The organism is Paenibacillus larvae subsp. larvae (assembly GCF_002003265.1).
GTDB classification, from domain to species: Bacteria; Bacillota; Bacilli; order Paenibacillales; family NBRC-103111; genus Paenibacillus_H; species Paenibacillus_H larvae.
The window spans coordinates 1,345,409-1,361,167 of the sequence record NZ_CP019687.1 but is presented as its reverse complement, the minus strand read 5'-3'; the positions used below and the strand labels follow the sequence as shown (position 1 = coordinate 1,361,167).

The 15,759-nt window shown below is 46.8% G+C and carries 13 protein-coding genes and 1 pseudogene; 8 read left to right on the top strand and 6 right to left on the bottom strand.

Translation table 11 applies throughout. The annotated features are described in order from the left end of the window. The 6 genes and pseudogenes from BXP28_RS06860 to fadR form a co-directional block, all read right to left on the bottom strand. Positions 1-297, bottom strand: coding sequence for a DUF2500 domain-containing protein (locus tag BXP28_RS06860; protein ID WP_077584985.1), 297 nt, complete (start codon positions 295-297; stop codon positions 1-3). 251 nt (positions 298-548) lie between these two features. Continuing rightward, positions 549-797: a substrate-binding domain-containing protein gene (locus tag BXP28_RS06855; RefSeq protein ID WP_023483345.1), complete on the bottom strand. Its 249-nt coding sequence runs from the start codon at positions 795-797 to the stop codon at positions 549-551. Next, positions 790-867: pseudogene (locus BXP28_RS06850) on the bottom strand (LacI family DNA-binding transcriptional regulator); the annotation flags it as partial. The pseudogene BXP28_RS06850 and the gene BXP28_RS06855, both read right to left, overlap by 8 nt. A 638-nt stretch (positions 868-1,505) precedes the next feature. After that, positions 1,506-2,483, bottom strand: coding sequence for an electron transfer flavoprotein subunit alpha/FixB family protein (locus tag BXP28_RS06845; protein WP_023483346.1), 978 nt, complete (start codon positions 2,481-2,483; stop codon positions 1,506-1,508). Between the two features lie 16 nt (positions 2,484-2,499). Next, positions 2,500-3,261 (bottom strand): electron transfer flavoprotein subunit beta/FixA family protein, encoded by a 762-nt coding sequence (locus BXP28_RS06840; protein WP_023483347.1) that lies wholly within the window; start codon positions 3,259-3,261, stop codon positions 2,500-2,502. 81 nt (positions 3,262-3,342) lie between these two features. Further along, complete coding sequence (gene fadR / locus BXP28_RS06835; protein WP_023483348.1) at positions 3,343-3,936, bottom strand: fatty acid metabolism transcriptional regulator FadR; 594 nt, start codon at positions 3,934-3,936, stop codon at positions 3,343-3,345. A 280-nt stretch (positions 3,937-4,216) separates the two neighbouring features. Here fadR and BXP28_RS06830 point away from each other — a divergent pair, with 280 nt between their 5' ends. The 8 genes from BXP28_RS06830 (at position 4,217) to BXP28_RS06795 (ending at position 15,745) form a co-directional block, all read left to right on the top strand. Continuing rightward, positions 4,217-6,388 (top strand): (Fe-S)-binding protein, encoded by a 2,172-nt coding sequence (locus BXP28_RS06830; protein ID WP_036656752.1) that lies wholly within the window; start codon positions 4,217-4,219, stop codon positions 6,386-6,388. An 88-nt stretch (positions 6,389-6,476) separates the two neighbouring features. Continuing rightward, entirely contained in the window at positions 6,477-8,873 is a 2,397-nt protein-coding gene (locus BXP28_RS06825) for a 3-hydroxyacyl-CoA dehydrogenase/enoyl-CoA hydratase family protein (RefSeq protein WP_023483350.1), read from the top strand. A 68-nt stretch (positions 8,874-8,941) separates the two neighbouring features. Further along, a complete protein-coding gene (locus BXP28_RS06820) occupies positions 8,942-10,126 on the top strand; it encodes an acetyl-CoA C-acyltransferase (RefSeq protein ID WP_036654474.1) in 1,185 nt (394 codons plus the stop codon). A 61-nt stretch (positions 10,127-10,187) separates the two neighbouring features. Then, a complete protein-coding gene (locus BXP28_RS06815) occupies positions 10,188-11,966 on the top strand; it encodes an acyl-CoA dehydrogenase FadE (RefSeq protein WP_023483352.1) in 1,779 nt (592 codons plus the stop codon). Positions 11,967-11,999: 33 nt separating this feature from the next. Then, positions 12,000-13,682 carry a long-chain-fatty-acid--CoA ligase gene (locus BXP28_RS06810; protein WP_036654471.1) on the top strand — a complete coding sequence of 561 codons (1,683 nt, stop codon included), beginning with the start codon at positions 12,000-12,002 and terminating at the stop codon, positions 13,680-13,682. Positions 13,683-13,803: 121 nt separating this feature from the next. Beyond that, a complete protein-coding gene (locus tag BXP28_RS06805) occupies positions 13,804-14,235 on the top strand; it encodes a PaaI family thioesterase (protein ID WP_023483354.1) in 432 nt (143 codons plus the stop codon). Positions 14,236-14,323: 88 nt separating this feature from the next. Next, positions 14,324-14,665 (top strand): bacillithiol system redox-active protein YtxJ, encoded by a 342-nt coding sequence (gene ytxJ, locus BXP28_RS06800; RefSeq protein ID WP_023483355.1) that lies wholly within the window; start codon positions 14,324-14,326, stop codon positions 14,663-14,665. Positions 14,666-15,016: 351 nt separating this feature from the next. After that, positions 15,017-15,745 carry an amino acid ABC transporter ATP-binding protein gene (locus BXP28_RS06795; protein ID WP_036654468.1) on the top strand — a complete coding sequence of 243 codons (729 nt, stop codon included), beginning with the start codon at positions 15,017-15,019 and terminating at the stop codon, positions 15,743-15,745. Positions 15,746-15,759 lie beyond the last annotated feature (14 nt).

Genomic DNA, 15,759 nt, shown 5'->3' with positions numbered 1-15,759 from the left:
TCAGATGGAAGCCGAGACTTGGCTCGACCGTTCAAAACGGTGGAACCGGTTCCCCTGGAAGGTAAGTCTTCCCCAGTCTCCTTCCGCAAGCTGGCCGAACTCCGTACCTTGGATACGCATCTCAATCCGGTCTCCGCTCTCCACCTCAAAGGTGACGAAATAGGACGTATCCGTGTTATGGTGCATGTGGCCGTCCTGGTTGTGTGTTTGGCTTGTAGTATGGTGACGTTTGGATACAACGTAAGCATCCACCGTCAGCAGGGGCTGTTTATTGGTATAGGACCATTCCCGGTACATGCGGAACCCGGTTATGGCAATAATGACGGCAACTACGGTAACATGATAGAGAACATGTTTTCCATGACATCAAAGTTCATTTTAGCCTTGTTCTCCTTTCTAGACTTGCTACCTGTATGGTACATTTTACGCAGGTTCGCCCCGAAACTTGCCATCAGGCTGACAAGTTAAAGAAAAAGGACAAGGCTTTTTTGAAGAAGGATTTTTTTGAAAGCGGTAACTTTTTTTGTTTGGTATAAACTAACAGGCGGTTATTTGGCTGAGCTGCAGCTTTCGCGGATAATTAATTCGGAGGGGATGATGACTTTTTTGGTGATGGTCCGTTTTTTGATGATCCGTTCGAGCAGCAGGTCAAGCGCAGTTTCGCCAATAAATTCGCTGTAAAGTTTAATGGTAGTTAAGGAAGGGGAAACATATCTGGCAATCGTGATGTCATTAAAACCGATGACGCTAATATCATCCGGCACTTTAAGTCCCGCATCCTGAATCGCCCTGGTCATTATTAAGAACCCGGGATACAGTTGATATGGAAACGTGTGCCAGTTCGGCAATATCCTTCAAGGTGGCCATTGTTATCAACTCCATTGTTTACTTCGGTGAAGGATTGATGTGTTGCTATTGTTATCTTATTATACAAGGGATTGGTCTGGACTAATAGTCCCACTTAAGATAAAGAAGCCTGCTATCAAGAGATAACAGGCAACTTCCTAAAGGGAATAAGTCAATAAATGCTGAATGCAAATGCATATGTTATAATTTAGGGAAAATAAACAAAGGGGAAAGTACATGACGGCAGAACGTTTTTTATTATTTCTAGGGGGATGGTTATCAGTTTTTTTCCTTTAACATTGTTTAAAAATCCATATTTACAATTAGCTTTAATTATTGTACTTTTTGGATATATAGCTTGGCTAGAAAGATTGCATTATCGACAGCAATACAGGTAATGATTCTAACGCTTCTTATAGCTTTTTTTCTATACTTCTATACGATATTGTACGACAACCCGCAATGTAAGAGACAATTTTTAGTGGCCGGCCTCTAGTTCTGTGTATTGGCAATAAAGATGAAATAGGTATTGGTTCTTGAAATCTTGGGTAAACCGGTAAACTTTACTGAAGAAATGAACAAAAAAAGATGAGTAACGCAATATACATTTTGCGTTACTCATCAAGTCGGTTGGGTATTTACCTAATTCTATAAAAGGGTTAGTTCGACGGGCTGGCTTGTTTAAATTCCTCAATCAGGAGGGGGACTACTTCAAACAGGTCTCCTACAATACCATAGTCAGCTACTTTAAAAATCGGTGCCTCCGGATCTTTATTAATTGCAATGATAACCTTGGACTGGCTCATGCCGGCCAAATGCTGGATGGCTCCACTGATTCCGCAGGCGATGTAAAGTTCCGGTGTTACTACTTTACCGGTTTGCCCGATTTGCAGTGAATAATCACAATATCCCGCATCGCAGGCCCCACGGGAAGCTCCTACGGCCCCTCCAAGAATATCTGCCAGTTCCTCCAATGGTTTGAAACCGTCTGCACTTTTAACGCCCCGACCGCCTGAGACTACCACTTTAGCTTCTGAAAGGTCAATTTTTCCGGATGTCTTTTTGATCACGTCCTGAATAACTGTCTTCAGGGAAGGTGCGGAGTAGGAGGTTTCCACAAGTTCCCCTTTAGCATCTGCCGGTTCAGCTGCCGGTATATTATTAGGGCGTACCGTTACCACGTATGGACCGTTCTGGAATACTTTTGTTTCAAAGGCTTTTCCGGCGTAAATCGGGCGGGTATAGAAAACCTGATCCCCTTCCCAGCGGATGGATGTTACATCCGATAGTTGTCCTGCATCCAGCAATGCGGCTATCATTGGGGCCAGATCTTTCCCGATTGCAGTATGTCCCGTATAAATGGCATCCGGCTGTACCTGATCAAGCACAGTCTGTATGGCTGTCAAATAAGCTTCCGGATTGTAATGCTCCAGGCTTGCATCATCCAGTGCATAGACTTTGTTAGCCCCATAGCGGGACAACTCGTCGGCCAAACTGGTGATGCCGTTGCCCAAAAGGGCTGCTGTTACTGTGTCCCCTTCGACCGCCGATTCCTTGGCAGCCTTGATCGTTTCCAGGGAAACCTGGCGAAGTTTACCGTCTTTTGCCTCTGCAATTACTAAAAAGGTTTTTGCCATGATCCATACGCCTCCTTTATATAACTTTCGCTTCGCTGCGAAGAAGCTGCACAAGTTCTTTAACCTGATCCGGCGTTTCTCCACTTAGTATTCTGCCGGCTTTTCTCTCAGGGGGAAGGGTAAGTTCGGTTCGTTCTGTTTTAGCAGCAGGTGGATCAAGCTCCAGATCGTCCAGATTCAGCTCCGTTAGCGGTTTCTTTTTTGCCTTCATAATTCCCTGCAGGGAAGGATAACGGGGCTCATTCAATCCTTGCTGGGCAGTGAAAACAGCCGGCAGGGCTACCTGAACTACTTCCAAATCGCCCTCGGCATCTCTTTCAGCTGTCGCATGGGAACCCGAAACCGTTATCTTAGTAATGGAAGAGACATGGGGAATGCCCAGTAAATTAGCAACCCGAATAGCTACTTGCCCAGCTCCATTATCAACAGAGAAGTTACCTCCGATAATGAGGTCGGCTTGTTGACTGGACAGATAACCGTGAAGTACTTTGGAAACGGCATTCTCATCGGCGGGGATACGTTCGTCATTGATCAGAACGGCTTCATCAGCACCCATGGCCAATCCCGTACGAAGCGCTTCAATCGTCCGGTCCGGGCCGACAGAGACAAGTGTTACTTTTCCTCCATGCTCATCCCGAAGTGTGATCGCTTCTTCCACAGCATATTCATCATAAGGGTTGATAACGAATTTTGCCCCTTCTTCATCAATGCTGCCTCCGCTTATGATCACTTTTTCCTCCGTGTCAAAAGTTTGTTTAAGCAGAACATAAATATTCATCCATACTATCCCCTTTCCTTAATCTGATATTGTTTTGATTGATCTTATGCAGATTCTGGAAGTTAAGCAGGTACTGTGAAATTAGGAAGCCGATTTTTCAATACCCCGCAGGAAAAACTGTACAGTGCCCTCTACCTGATCGGACAAAGAATATTTGCGCCCTGAGACAAGCCAGGAAGTGACGACTTCATCCATGGCTCCGAAGATGAGGGAGCGGGTTAGCTTGACATCCAGATCGGGACGGAATACCTCTTCCTCAATACCTTTAAGAAGCAATTGCTCGATTAGTACTATATATGGCTTTACTGCTTTTCCGATTTCCCTGCGAAGCTCCAGAGAGCTTTGGCGAAGCTCAATTTGAGTTACAAAAGCCAGATCGACGTCTTGTTCCAGCTCGGTATAATGAATGCGGCATATATGATAAAGGGCCTGCTTCATATCCGTCGAGGTTTCGATCGACTGGTTGAATTTGCTTACCAGCTCACCTAGTTTTTCCCGGAAGAGACTGATAAGGATATCCTCCTTTCTTTTGAAATATAAATAAATGGTACCGTCTGCAACGCCGGCTGCCTTTGCAATCTTCGAAACTTGGGATCGGTGAAATCCATGCTCGGCAAAGACTTTGAGCGCAGCGTCCAGAATTAATTGATATTTTTCCCTTTTTTTACTTGTCATGGAATCACCTCGGTGTTAAAATACGATTATACATGAATGAATACTCATTCATTTTTTCTACAGATATCATAAAATACATCCTACGCATTGTCAACATTTGGAATGAGGAAGAATCCATTCTTAAGTGAAGCAGCTTGCGTCAGGCACCAGGGTAAAGCATCTTTCATGTATCGGCATAAGGTTCGAATGGAATATGCTTTTTTGTATACACTGTGCGAAAGCGCTTCATATCATTTTCAAAAGGGCAATGTTTTATAGGGATGGAAAGGAGCTGATACAAATGCTGGGGCCGACTCTTACCTTTCTTGTATTTTTCCTTCTGACCGGTTCCGGGCTGTATTTCTTCTACAAGGCGGTTTACCACAGATATCTGTACTTGAAGCTGGGGAAGCCGGCTGATCTGCGTAAAGAAGCAAAAGACCGGCTGAAGGTATTTTTGGTCCAGGTGTTCGGCCAGACAAAGCTGCTGAAGGACCGCAAAAGCGGAATTATGCACGTGGTGATTTTTTATGGCTTTATTATTTTGCAGTTTGGCGCACTGGATTTGATTTGGAAGGGGCTTACGGGCAATGCGATTCCGTTTCCGGGTTATGAAGCTTTCGGCTTTTTTCAGGAATTGACGGTATTGCTGATTGTTGCAGCTATGGGTTACGCCACTTACCGGAGGTACGGGGAGAAGCTGAAGCGTCTCAAACGCGGGTGGAAGCCCAGTATCGTAGTATTTTTTATTTTCTTTCTGATGTTGTCTGTTGTGTTCAGTCTCGGCTTTGAAAGAGTCGAACACGGGCTTGCCGCATCCGTATGGGCACCGATTTCCTCCTTATTTGCAGCGGGATTTGGCTGGATGTCTCCGGAAGGTGTACATATAGCCTTTATGATTTCCTGGTGGGCACACTTGATTATTCTGCTCTCTTTTCTTGTGTATGTGCCTCAATCCAAGCATTTTCATATAATAACCGCACCGATTAACATTTTACTTCGTAAAACAGAACCTGTTGGACGTCTGTCCAAACTGGATCTGGAAGATGAGGAGGCAGAATCATTCGGTATCGGCAGGATTGAAGATTTTACACAGAAACAAATGCTTGATTTTTATTCGTGCGTAGAGTGCGGACGCTGTACCAATGTTTGTCCTGCATCGAATACCGGCAAGTTGTTATCTCCGATGCATCTTATTGTCAAGCTTCGCGATCACCTGATTGACAAAGGGTCTTCCATAACGAAGAAGTCCCCATGGGTTCCTGCCTTTGCTTTTTCAGATAAGGGTTCCCATGTGATGAAAGTAGGGGAGGAGCATCAGCTCCCGGATATTTGGCAGGATTCTGAAGTGACGAATATTGCCCACACGATGAACACTCAAAAACATTCCTGGACGGTTTCAGATAAGAATGCTGAAGACGTGGAATTGCTGGGCGATGTAATGACTGATGATGAGATTTGGTCATGTACGACATGCCGGAACTGTGAGGATCAATGTCCGGTAGGGAATGAGCACGTGGATAAAATAATTGATCTGCGCCGACATCTGGTATTGATGCAAGGCAGCATGCCGAACGACGGACAGCGGGCTTTGCAGAATATCGAACGTCAGAGCAACCCTTGGGGCATAAACCGCAGAGAGCGTGACAAGTGGGTGAAAGAAGTAGACCCGGATGGCGAACTTCGGGTGCCGGCAGTGAAAGAAAATCCTGATTTTGAATATTTGTATTTTGTCGGTTCCATGGGTTCTTTCGACAACCGCAGCCGGAAGGTTTCCAAAGCCTTCGTCAGGCTGATGAACCAAGCAGGCGTTAATTTCGCTATTCTCGGCAATGAGGAAAAGAACTCCGGGGATACTCCCCGCCGGATGGGCAATGAATTTTTATTCCAGCAGCTGTGTATGGAGAATATCTCCGTATTTGAAAAGTATGGAGTGAAAAAAATCGTCACAGCATGCCCGCATACGTATAACACACTCAAAAACGAGTATCCCGATTTTGGCTTGGAGGCCAAAGTGATTCACCATACAGAGCTTTTGGATAAGCTTGTGGAGCAGGGGAAACTGGTGCCCCGATATGAGGTGAAGGAACGCATTACTTACCACGATTCCTGTTATCTTGGCAGATATAACGGCATTTACGAACAGCCACGCAACGTTCTCCGGTCGATCCCTGGGGTGGAGCTTGTGGAAATGGAAAGGACCCGGGAAAACGGCATGTGCTGCGGAGCCGGAGGCGGCATGATGTGGATGGAGGAAACAGCCGGAAAAAGGGTAAATCTGGCCCGGACCGAACAGGCTCTTGCCGTAAATCCAACTGTAATCAGTTCAGCCTGCCCATACTGTCTTACCATGATGGAAGACGGCACGAAGATGAAGGAATTGGAAGAGCAGATTCAGACGAAAGACATTGCTGAACTGTTGGAGCAGGCTGTCTTCGGCACAGTCAAAAAAGAAGTGGCTGTTGTCCACTGACAAATGTGCCATATATTTTTTTGAAAGCAGAAGAAAGGGATTCCCAACTTAAACTATTGATGATGGAATAAATAGGAGGTTATACGACATGGTGAAAACAATTCGAAAAGCGGCTATCATCGGTTCCGGAGTTATGGGCTCTGCCATTTCCGCCCATTTGGCGGGAGCAGGCATACCAAGCCTGCTTTTGGACATCGTACCCAAGGCCCCTACGGACCAGGAGGCGGCAAAAGGCCTTACACTCCAGCATCCGCAAGTAAGAAACCGCTTGGCTACAGAGGCCATTGCCCGGCTGAAAAAAACGAATCCGGCACCGCTCTACAGCGAGGCTTTTGCCAGCCGGATCACACCGGGAAATTTGGAAGATGATCTCGGGAAGCTGTCTGAAGTGGACTGGATTATCGAAGTTATTGTTGAAAATCTGGCCGTGAAGCAGCAGCTTTTTGCCAACATCGAAAAAGTCTGGAAGGCAGGGACGATTGTCAGCTCCAATACATCCGGCATATCTATCAATGATATGGTCAAGGATCGTTCAGAGGAGTTTCAGTCTCACTTCCTGGGGACTCATTTCTTTAATCCGCCCCGCTATATGAAACTCCTGGAAATAATCCCAGGCAAACATACAGATCCTGAAATAGTCGGATTTATGGGCGATTTCTGTGAACGCAAACTGGGCAAAGGGGTTGTAACAGCGAAGGATACTCCTAACTTTATCGCCAACCGGATTGGCACATACGGACTATTGGTGACCTTGCAGGCCATGAAGGAAGGAGAATTTACCGTAGAAGAAATCGATGCGGTGACGGGGCCGGCTATGGGACGCCCCAAGAGCGCGACCTTCCGCACGCTGGATCTAGTAGGACTCGATACGTTTGTACATGTGGCCAACAATGTATATGAAAATGTGGAGGGTGAGAAGGAAAAAGCTGTATTCGCCGTTCCGGACATCCTGAAAGAAATGGTACAAAAAGGCTGGATCGGGGAGAAGCAGGGACAAGGGTTTTATAAAAAGGTCAAGAACGAACAGGGCAAAGAAATACAGGCCATAGAACTGAACACGATGGAGTATGCCAAAGCAGGAAAAGTATCCTCAGGTTCCCTGCAAGCAGCCAAACAGGTAAAGGGCGCAGCCAAAAAGATCAAAGCGTTAGTCCAAACGGGCGACAAATACTCGGATTTGGCCTGGGATATTTTAAAACCGGTTTTGATTTATTCTGCCGAGAAGTTGGGCGAGATCGCAGATACGGTCGTGGACATCGATAATGCAATGAAATGGGGATTCAACTGGGATTTAGGACCGTTTGAAACGTGGGATGCCATCGGGTTAGTCAAATCGGTGGAACGGATGGAGAAGGAAGGTGAAACCGTCCCGGACTGGGTTAAGGAATGGATAGCTTCCGGTCATACCTCGTTTTATGAGAAAAAGGAAAGTGGACTGTTCTACTATCACAAAAATGAATTTAAAGGAATAGAGACAAAACCCGAAATCATCTCCCTCAAGGCGCTGAAGGAGAGAAACAAAACGATTCTGTCCAACAGCGGTGCCAGTCTCATTGATCTTGGTGATGGGGTGGCTTGCCTGGAATTCCACTCTCCAAATAATGCCATTGGGGAAGACATTCTCAGCATGATCAATAAAAGCGTGGAGGAAGTCCGCCAAAATTATAGAGGTCTTGTCGTTGCCAACGAAGGGAAACATTTCTGTGTGGGTGCGAACCTGATGCTGATGCTGATGGAAGCACAGGACAAGGAATGGGATGAGCTCGACTTTATCATCCGGTCGTTCCAAAATACAATGATGAATCTAAAGTGGCTGGAAAAACCGGTAGTTGCGGCACCTCACCGGATGACGCTCGGAGGCGGAGTGGAAGCTTGCATTCCGGCTGACCGCATTTTATTCTCCGCTGAAACTTACTTTGGACTTGTTGAAGTGGGTGTCGGTCTGATTCCGGCAGGGGGAGGCTGTAAGGAGATGGCCCTGCGAACAAGCAGCCGGGCAATCAGCCCTGAAATTGACCTCCAGCCCATGATTAACCACTATTTTGAAACGATTGGTATGGCTAAAGTTTCAACCAGCGGTTTTGACACAAAGCGGCTCGGTTACATGAGGGAGACGGATGCGGTAATTCTGAATGAAGAGTTCCGAATTTACGAAGCTAAACAAGCGGTACTGGCTATGGATCAATCGGGGTATACTCCGCCGTTGAAAGAAAAGATCCGTATCGTCGGACGTGACGGCAAGGCCGTCCTGCAAGCCGGAATCAACGGAATGAGAGAGGGCGGATACATCTCGGAACACGATCAGAAGATTGCCAATAAATTAGCCCACATTCTGGCAGGCGGGGATCTCCCGGCGGGTACTTTTGTTACAGAGCAGTTTTTGCTTGATCTGGAACGTGAAGCTTTCCTCAGTCTCTGCGGAGAGCCGAAGACCCAACAGCGGATGCAGCATATGCTTTCCAAAGGAAAAGCGCTCCGCAATTAGATGGATGAGACAACTATTAATATAGGTTGAAAGACGAATTTGATTATTCATTCGAAGAGGTGACCAAGATGAGAGAAGCCGTTATCGTGTCTTTAGCAAGAACAGCGGTAGGGAAGGCGAAGAAAGGAAGCCTGTCCCAAACCCGCGCGGAAGATATGGGTAAGGTAGTGTTGGAGGAAGTCGTTCGGAGAGCCCCTGGCTTGCAGAAAGGGGATGTGGAAGACATTATCATTGGCTGCGCCATGCCGGAAGGGGAACAGGGGCTCAATTTCGCCCGTACTATGTCCCTGTATGCGGGATTCCCTGTCACAGTGCCTGCGCTTACCGTGAACCGGTTTTGCTCTTCCGGTTTACAGGCCATCGCTTTTGCTGCCGAACGCGTTATGCTCGGTCATGCCGATGTGATGATCGCCGGGGGTGTGGAAAGCATGAGCCATGTGCCCATGACCGGGTTCAAGATAGCCCCTCATCCCGTCCTGGTAGAAAAAATGCCGGAAGTATACATGTCAATGGGGCATACTGCGGAACAAGTGGCCAACCGTTTTGGCATTAGCAGGGAAGATCAGGACACCTTTGCCTTACGAAGCCATCAAAAAGCGGCGGCTGCTATAGAAGCAGGCCGTTTTAAGGAAGAGATTGTTCCGCTGCTTACAACACTTAGCGGAATGGACGAAAACGGCAAAGTATGGAGCAAGGAAATTGTTTTTGATACGGATGAAGGAGTGCGCAAAAATACCAGCATGGAGGTGCTTGGCCGCCTGAAACCATCCTTCTCTCTGAAGGGAAGCGTTACAGCGGGAAATTCCTCCCAGACAAGTGATGGTGCGGCGGCTGCCGTATTGATGAGCAGGGAGAAGGCCGAAGAGCTTGGTCTAAAACCGCTGGCTGCTTTCCGCTCCTTTGCTCTCGGTGGCGTGGACCCGGCCATTATGGGAGTCGGTCCCATTGAAGCAATCCCGAAAGCACTTCGCCTGGCAGGGGTAAGTCTGGAGGACATCAAGCTTTTCGAGCTGAATGAAGCTTTTGCCTCCCAGTGCCTTCAGGTTATCCGGGAATTGAAGCTGAACGAGGATCTGGTCAACGTCAATGGAGGCGCGATTGCGCTGGGTCATCCGCTAGGCTGTACAGGGGCGAAATTGACGGTCAGCCTCGTCCATGAGCTGCGCCGCCGGGGAGGCGGACTGGGCGTCGTATCGATGTGTATCGGCGGTGGCATGGGAGCAGCAGGTGTTTTAGAAGTGTTTTCGGAATAAAGGCATTGTCTGGTTCATTCCGTTCATATAACTTTATCAAACAATAAGGAGAGGGTTTGCCATGATCGAAACGAAAATTGCTGGCGGAAGCTTTGTTTTGGATGACATTGATTCGGAACTTGTTGTAACGCCGGAGGATTTCAATGAAGAACAGCGTATGATTTTGCAGACGACGGTTGATTTTCTGGAAGGGGAAGTTCTTCCGAAAGATGAGGAAATTGAAAAGCTCGATTATGAATTAACGCTGGACCTGTTGAAAAAAGCAGGAGAACTCGGATTGCTGAGTGCGGATGTGCCGGAAGAGTATGACGGTCTTGGCCTGGATAAGGTGAGCTCCACCATTATCAGTGAAACATTGGCAAGAGCCGCTTCATTCGGATTATCCGTAGGTGCACACGTTGGAATCGGTACTCTTCCTATTGTCTTTTTCGGTACACCTGAACAAAAGAAAAAATATCTTCCCCAGCTGGCTACAGGCGAGAAAATCGCAGCCTACTGCCTGACGGAACCAGCTTCGGGTTCAGACGCCCTTGGTGCGAAAACAACGGCTAAGCTGTCGGAAGACGGCCAGCATTACATTTTGAACGGTTCTAAAATCTTTATTACCAATGCAGGGTTTGCGGACATCTTCATCGTATATGCGAAAGTGGACGGTAAAGACTTCAGTGCGTTTATCGTAGAAAAAGAGATGCCCGGTTTTTCACTGGGACCTGAAGAGAAGAAGATGGGAATTAAGGGTTCTTCCACTCGCCCTCTTTATTTCGAGGACTGCAAAGTACCTGTTGAGAATTTGCTCGGTGAAGTGGGCCGGGGCCATATTATTGCGTTCAACATTTTGAACATTGGGAGATTCAAACTCGGTGCGGGCTGCTTGGGCGGAGCAAAAGAGGCTATCGAGCATAGCGTAAAGTATGCAAATACCCGCAAGCAATTTGGAACCGAAATATCTTCTTTCCCTCTCATCGGCAAAAAGCTGGCGGATATGAATATCCGTACCTTCGTGGCGGAAAGTATGGTTTATCGGACCTCCGGGCTTATTGACCACATTCTCAAGGACCTTGACCACAGCAGCCCTGACGCCGGCAAGCAGTCCGCCAAAGGAATTGCTGAATATGCCTTGGAATGTTCTATTAATAAGGTATTTGCTTCCGAAGTACTGGATTTTGTTGCGGATGAAGCGGTACAAATTCATGGAGGATACGGTTTTACCCAGGAATATAAGGTGGAACGTATCTATAGGGATTCCAGAATCAACCGTATTTTTGAAGGAACCAATGAGATTAACCGTATGCTAATTCCGGGTACTCTACTCAAGAAAGCAATGAAAGGGGAACTTCCTCTTCTGCAGAAGGTACAGAGTCTGCAAAGCGAAATGATGAGCATGACTCCGGGGTCTCAATCTTTCGAAGGAACACTGGAGCAGGAATCCCATCTGCTTGCCCAGGCGAAAAAGCTGTTCCTCATGGTTGGCGGAATGGCAGTGCAGAAGTTACAGGCGAATATTGAGAAGGAACAGGAGATGCTGAGCAACCTGGCCGATTTGATGATTGAAATTTATGCGATGGAAAGTGTCCTGCTCCGTACGAAGAAACTGATTGCACGCCAAGGGGAAGACAAAGCGAAGAATGCGATTCAAATGACGGAAGTTTATTTGCACGAGGCATTTGCCAAAATTGAAGCAATTGCCAAGCAATGCCTTGTCATGGTAGAAGAAGGGGATATGCTGCGGACCGGGCTGTCTATGGTGAAGAGATTGACGCGCACTTCTCCGATCAACACGATAAGCCTGAAAAGGGAGATTGCACAGCGAGTCATTCAAGCGGAAAAATATGTGGTCTAAGCGGTTTGTAAACCCTGGAAGGGATGATCGTGTATGAATACGGAAAGGCCTTGGCATTCACATTACCCGAGTGAGACTGCCACGACTTACGAGTATCCCAAACATAATTTGGCAAAGTTATTGATTTCCTCGGCGGAGGAATTCCCCAAGAAGGATGCTCTATATTTCATGGGAAAGAAAATGACCTACGAGGAACTGCTGGAAGAATGTTACCGGTTTGCAAACGGATTAATCGGTCTTGGTATACGCAAAGGGGAACGCATTGCCATTATGCTTCCGAACAGTCCGCAGTCCATCATCGCTTACTACGGTGCTCTGCTGATTGGTGCCATTGTGGTTCAGACCAATCCTCTGTATATGGAGCGTGAGCTGGAGCACCAGCTAGTGGACTCCGGATCGGTAGCTATCGTGGTATTGGATATGGTACTGGAGCGTGTACAGAATGTATGGCCCAAGACCAAACTCAAGCATGTGATTGTCACGGGAGTGAAAGATTACCTGCCTTTTCCCAAAAATCTGTTATTCACCCTGAAAGCCAAAAAGGAGGGCACCTTAGCAAAGGTGCCCCAGGGAGAAGGCATTTTTTCTTTTAAAGAACTGATTGCGGCTTCACCGAATATAGCCGTCTATGAGGAAGTGGATGCGGAGAATGATTTGGCTCTTCTTCAATATACAGGTGGAACAACCGGTTTATCCAAAGGGGTTATGCTGACGCATTATAACCTACTGGCAAACGCTGTCCAAATCAACAATTGGTTTTACAGGGCAGTTCCGGGAGAGGAAGTCTTTCTGGCGGCTTTGCCTTTTTTCCATGTGTTTGGCATGACCGTTCTGATGAACCAGTCTGTGTCCATCGCAGGCAAGCTGGTAATTGTGCCCAAGTTTGATGTTGATCTTGTTTTGAAAACGATTACGAAGATGCGTCCCACGCTCTTTCCCGGGGCACCAACTATGTACATTTCCTTGATCAACCATGCAAAGATTGAAGATTATGATCTGTCATCCATCAATGTATGTGTCAGCGGTTCAGCTGCACTTCCCCTTGAGGTCCAGGAACGCTTTGAGCAGCTGAGCGGGGGACGGCTTATTGAAGGGTACGGGTTGACGGAGTCTTCTCCGGTCGCTCATGTGAACCCGATCTGGGAAAAAAGGAAGCTTGGGTCCATTGGCATTCCAGTACCTGATACCGACGCCAAAATCGTTGACCCTGTTACGGCGGAAGAACTTCCGGTCGGTGAAATCGGGGAACTTATTATCAAGGGTCCTCAGGTAATGAAGGGGTACTGGAACCGCGATGAGGAGACCCGTCAGACATTACGGGACGGCTGGCTGTTTACAGGAGACATGGGAACCATGGATGAGGATGGATATTTCTTCATCGTGGACAGGAAGAAAGATATGATAATCGCAAGCGGATTCAATATTTATCCCAGAGAGATTGAAGAGGTCCTGTATGAACATCCGCATGTGAAAGAGGCTATCGTGGCAGGAGTTCCGGATCCTTACAGGGGAGAAACAGTCAAAGCCTTCATCGTGCCGCGTGAGGGAGCTCCTATCAGCAAGGAGGAGCTGAACAAATGGTGCCGGGAACGGCTGGCTGCCTATAAAGTTCCCCGAATGTACGAATTCAGGGACTCCCTGCCAAAGACACTGGTTGGAAAAGTACTCCGTCGCAGGCTCCTGGAGGAAGAAATGGAAAATCAAAAAATGGGTTGATGGATCTATCATAAGTCCATTTTTGAAATAAGCCCCGAAAGGGGCTTTTTTTCCGGACTGTGATAGAATAGTAACAAACCTAACAGAAGCACCAGATTTCAGCAGGAAGGAGAGTTGACGGATGGAAAACGGGAATCCGGGCGGAATTCACATCCCGGAAGCGATCATGCAGAGAATGATGAAAGCAGCGGAAGGTACATTCTGGGATCACCTAGGCTGCGAACTTGTGGAAGTCAATTCCGAAGGCGTAAAAATACGGTTGGACGCCAAAAAAAAGCATTTGAATCTGATTGGCATCGTCCATGGAGGAGTGACTTCCTCCCTGCTGGATAATGCCATGGGAATGGCTGTGATGCTGGCAAGGCCGAAGGATAAGGTAGTCACGACAAACTTGAATGCGCATTTTGTTTCACCCTTAAAAGAAGGCCCTCTGTTTGTAACGGCCGAGGTGGTTCATGAATCCCGTAAAATAATCACCGCAACAGGGCGGGTAACGGATGAGTACGGGGATCTGGGAACTATGGGGATGGGCAGCTTTCGCATCATCGACTGATGGACATTCCCGGGTCACTTTCCTATAATAAATCTAGTAAATTCATGTCCGGAAGAAATACGGAAAAAGTGAAAAGGAGAGTTGAACCATGACAGCGTGGAAGGAGATTAGCGAAATCCAGGAATGGAATGATCTGTTTGCCCATTCAGATGAGCAACCTTTTGTCATTCTCAAGCATAGCACTACATGTCCCGTGAGTGCCAGCGCTCTTGAAGAATATGAGGAGTATCTGTCCGGAAGACCCAATGAGCAAGTGAAGTATTATCTGGTAAAGGTGATTGAATCACGTCCTGTCTCCAATCAGATTGCCGGGGATCTAAAGGTGAAGCACGAATCCCCGCAGATTATTTATGTAAAAGATAAGGCTTCTTATTGGAACACTTCCCACTGGTCTATTACCAAAAAACATATGGCGGCTGTTTTGGATTAAACCAGGTTAAAGCCATTGACAGCTCAACGATTTTTAAGTACCGGTAACCACAGTTACCGGTACTTTTTTTATAAAAATAAGTAGAAGATCAGGATGAAATAAGATATACTTGAAAATAAAACCATGGGGATATATGGAATTGTTAGGCTGAATTTATCAGGGATCATGGATAAAAAAGAAAATCAGAATTCTATAATAAATCCATTCCCGATTTCCGAAAATAGACTTTTTATGAAAAAATGGCTTAAATTACAAAAATATTGTCAAGGAGTTTTAACCCATGTATGATTTCTTTATAAAATATGAATGAGTGTTCAGTTTTCTACTTTATACGGCAACAAGGGGGATTCTATGATTAAATTTGCCAGGGTCAATAAATATTTTGGCCAATTCCATGTACTGAAAGACATAAACCTGGAGATTAAGCAAGGGGAGGTTGTTGTGGTCATCGGGCCTTCGGGTTCCGGAAAGAGTACGATGCTGCGCTGCATCAATCGTCTCGAAACCATAAACGATGGAGAATTGATTGTAGACGGAATCAAAGTGAATGATCGAAAAACCAACATTAACGAACTGCGCAAACACGTAGGGATGGTGTTCCAACATTTTAACCTGTATCCTCATAAAAAAGTCATTGATAACATTACGTTAGCTCCGCGCAAAGTCTTGGGAATTTCCGAAGCGGAGGCTAAAAAAACAGCCAGGATGTATCTGGAAAAGGTGGGGATACCAGAGAAAGCCGACAGCTATCCTTCCCAGCTTTCCGGTGGTCAGCAGCAGCGCGTAGCCATTGCCAGAGGTCTTGCTATGAAGCCGAAAATCATGTTGTTTGACGAACCAACATCCGCGTTGGACCCGGAGATGATTGGAGAAGTTCTTGATGTCATGAAAGCCCTTGCAAAAGAAGGGATGACAATGGTTGTCGTTACGCACGAGATGGGATTTGCCAAGGAAGTGGCAGACCGGGTCATTTTTATGGATCAGGGCCAGATTGTAGAAGATGCCTTGCCGGCTGATTTTTTTGCGAAGCCGCGTGAAGAGCGTGCCCGCGTTTTTCTCAGCCGTTTACTTAATCATTAATAGAGAGAAAGGGG

Excerpts from the sequence above, each read along its gene's own strand:
- BXP28_RS06860 (WP_077584985.1), bottom strand. The coding sequence starts at position 297 with ATGTACCGGGAATGGTCCTATACCAATAAACAGCCCCTGCTGACGGTG.
- BXP28_RS06840 (WP_023483347.1), bottom strand. The coding sequence starts at position 3,261 with ATGAATATTTATGTTCTGCTTAAACAAACTTTTGACACGGAGGAAAAA.
- BXP28_RS06820 (WP_036654474.1), top strand. The coding sequence starts at position 8,942 with ATGAGAGAAGCCGTTATCGTGTCTTTAGCAAGAACAGCGGTAGGGAAG.
- BXP28_RS06815 (WP_023483352.1), top strand. The coding sequence starts at position 10,188 with ATGATCGAAACGAAAATTGCTGGCGGAAGCTTTGTTTTGGATGACATT.
- BXP28_RS06805 (WP_023483354.1), top strand. The coding sequence starts at position 13,804 with ATGGAAAACGGGAATCCGGGCGGAATTCACATCCCGGAAGCGATCATG.
- BXP28_RS06830 (WP_036656752.1), top strand. The coding sequence starts at position 4,217 with ATGCTGGGGCCGACTCTTACCTTTCTTGTATTTTTCCTTCTGACCGGT.
- BXP28_RS06825 (WP_023483350.1), top strand. The coding sequence starts at position 6,477 with ATGGTGAAAACAATTCGAAAAGCGGCTATCATCGGTTCCGGAGTTATG.
- BXP28_RS06855 (WP_023483345.1), bottom strand. The coding sequence starts at position 797 with ATGACCAGGGCGATTCAGGATGCGGGACTTAAAGTGCCGGATGATATT.
- BXP28_RS06810 (WP_036654471.1), top strand. The coding sequence starts at position 12,000 with ATGAATACGGAAAGGCCTTGGCATTCACATTACCCGAGTGAGACTGCC.
- fadR (WP_023483348.1), bottom strand. The coding sequence starts at position 3,936 with ATGACAAGTAAAAAAAGGGAAAAATATCAATTAATTCTGGACGCTGCG.
- BXP28_RS06795 (WP_036654468.1), top strand. The coding sequence starts at position 15,017 with ATGATTAAATTTGCCAGGGTCAATAAATATTTTGGCCAATTCCATGTA.
- ytxJ (WP_023483355.1), top strand. The coding sequence starts at position 14,324 with ATGACAGCGTGGAAGGAGATTAGCGAAATCCAGGAATGGAATGATCTG.
- BXP28_RS06845 (WP_023483346.1), bottom strand. The coding sequence starts at position 2,483 with ATGGCAAAAACCTTTTTAGTAATTGCAGAGGCAAAAGACGGTAAACTT.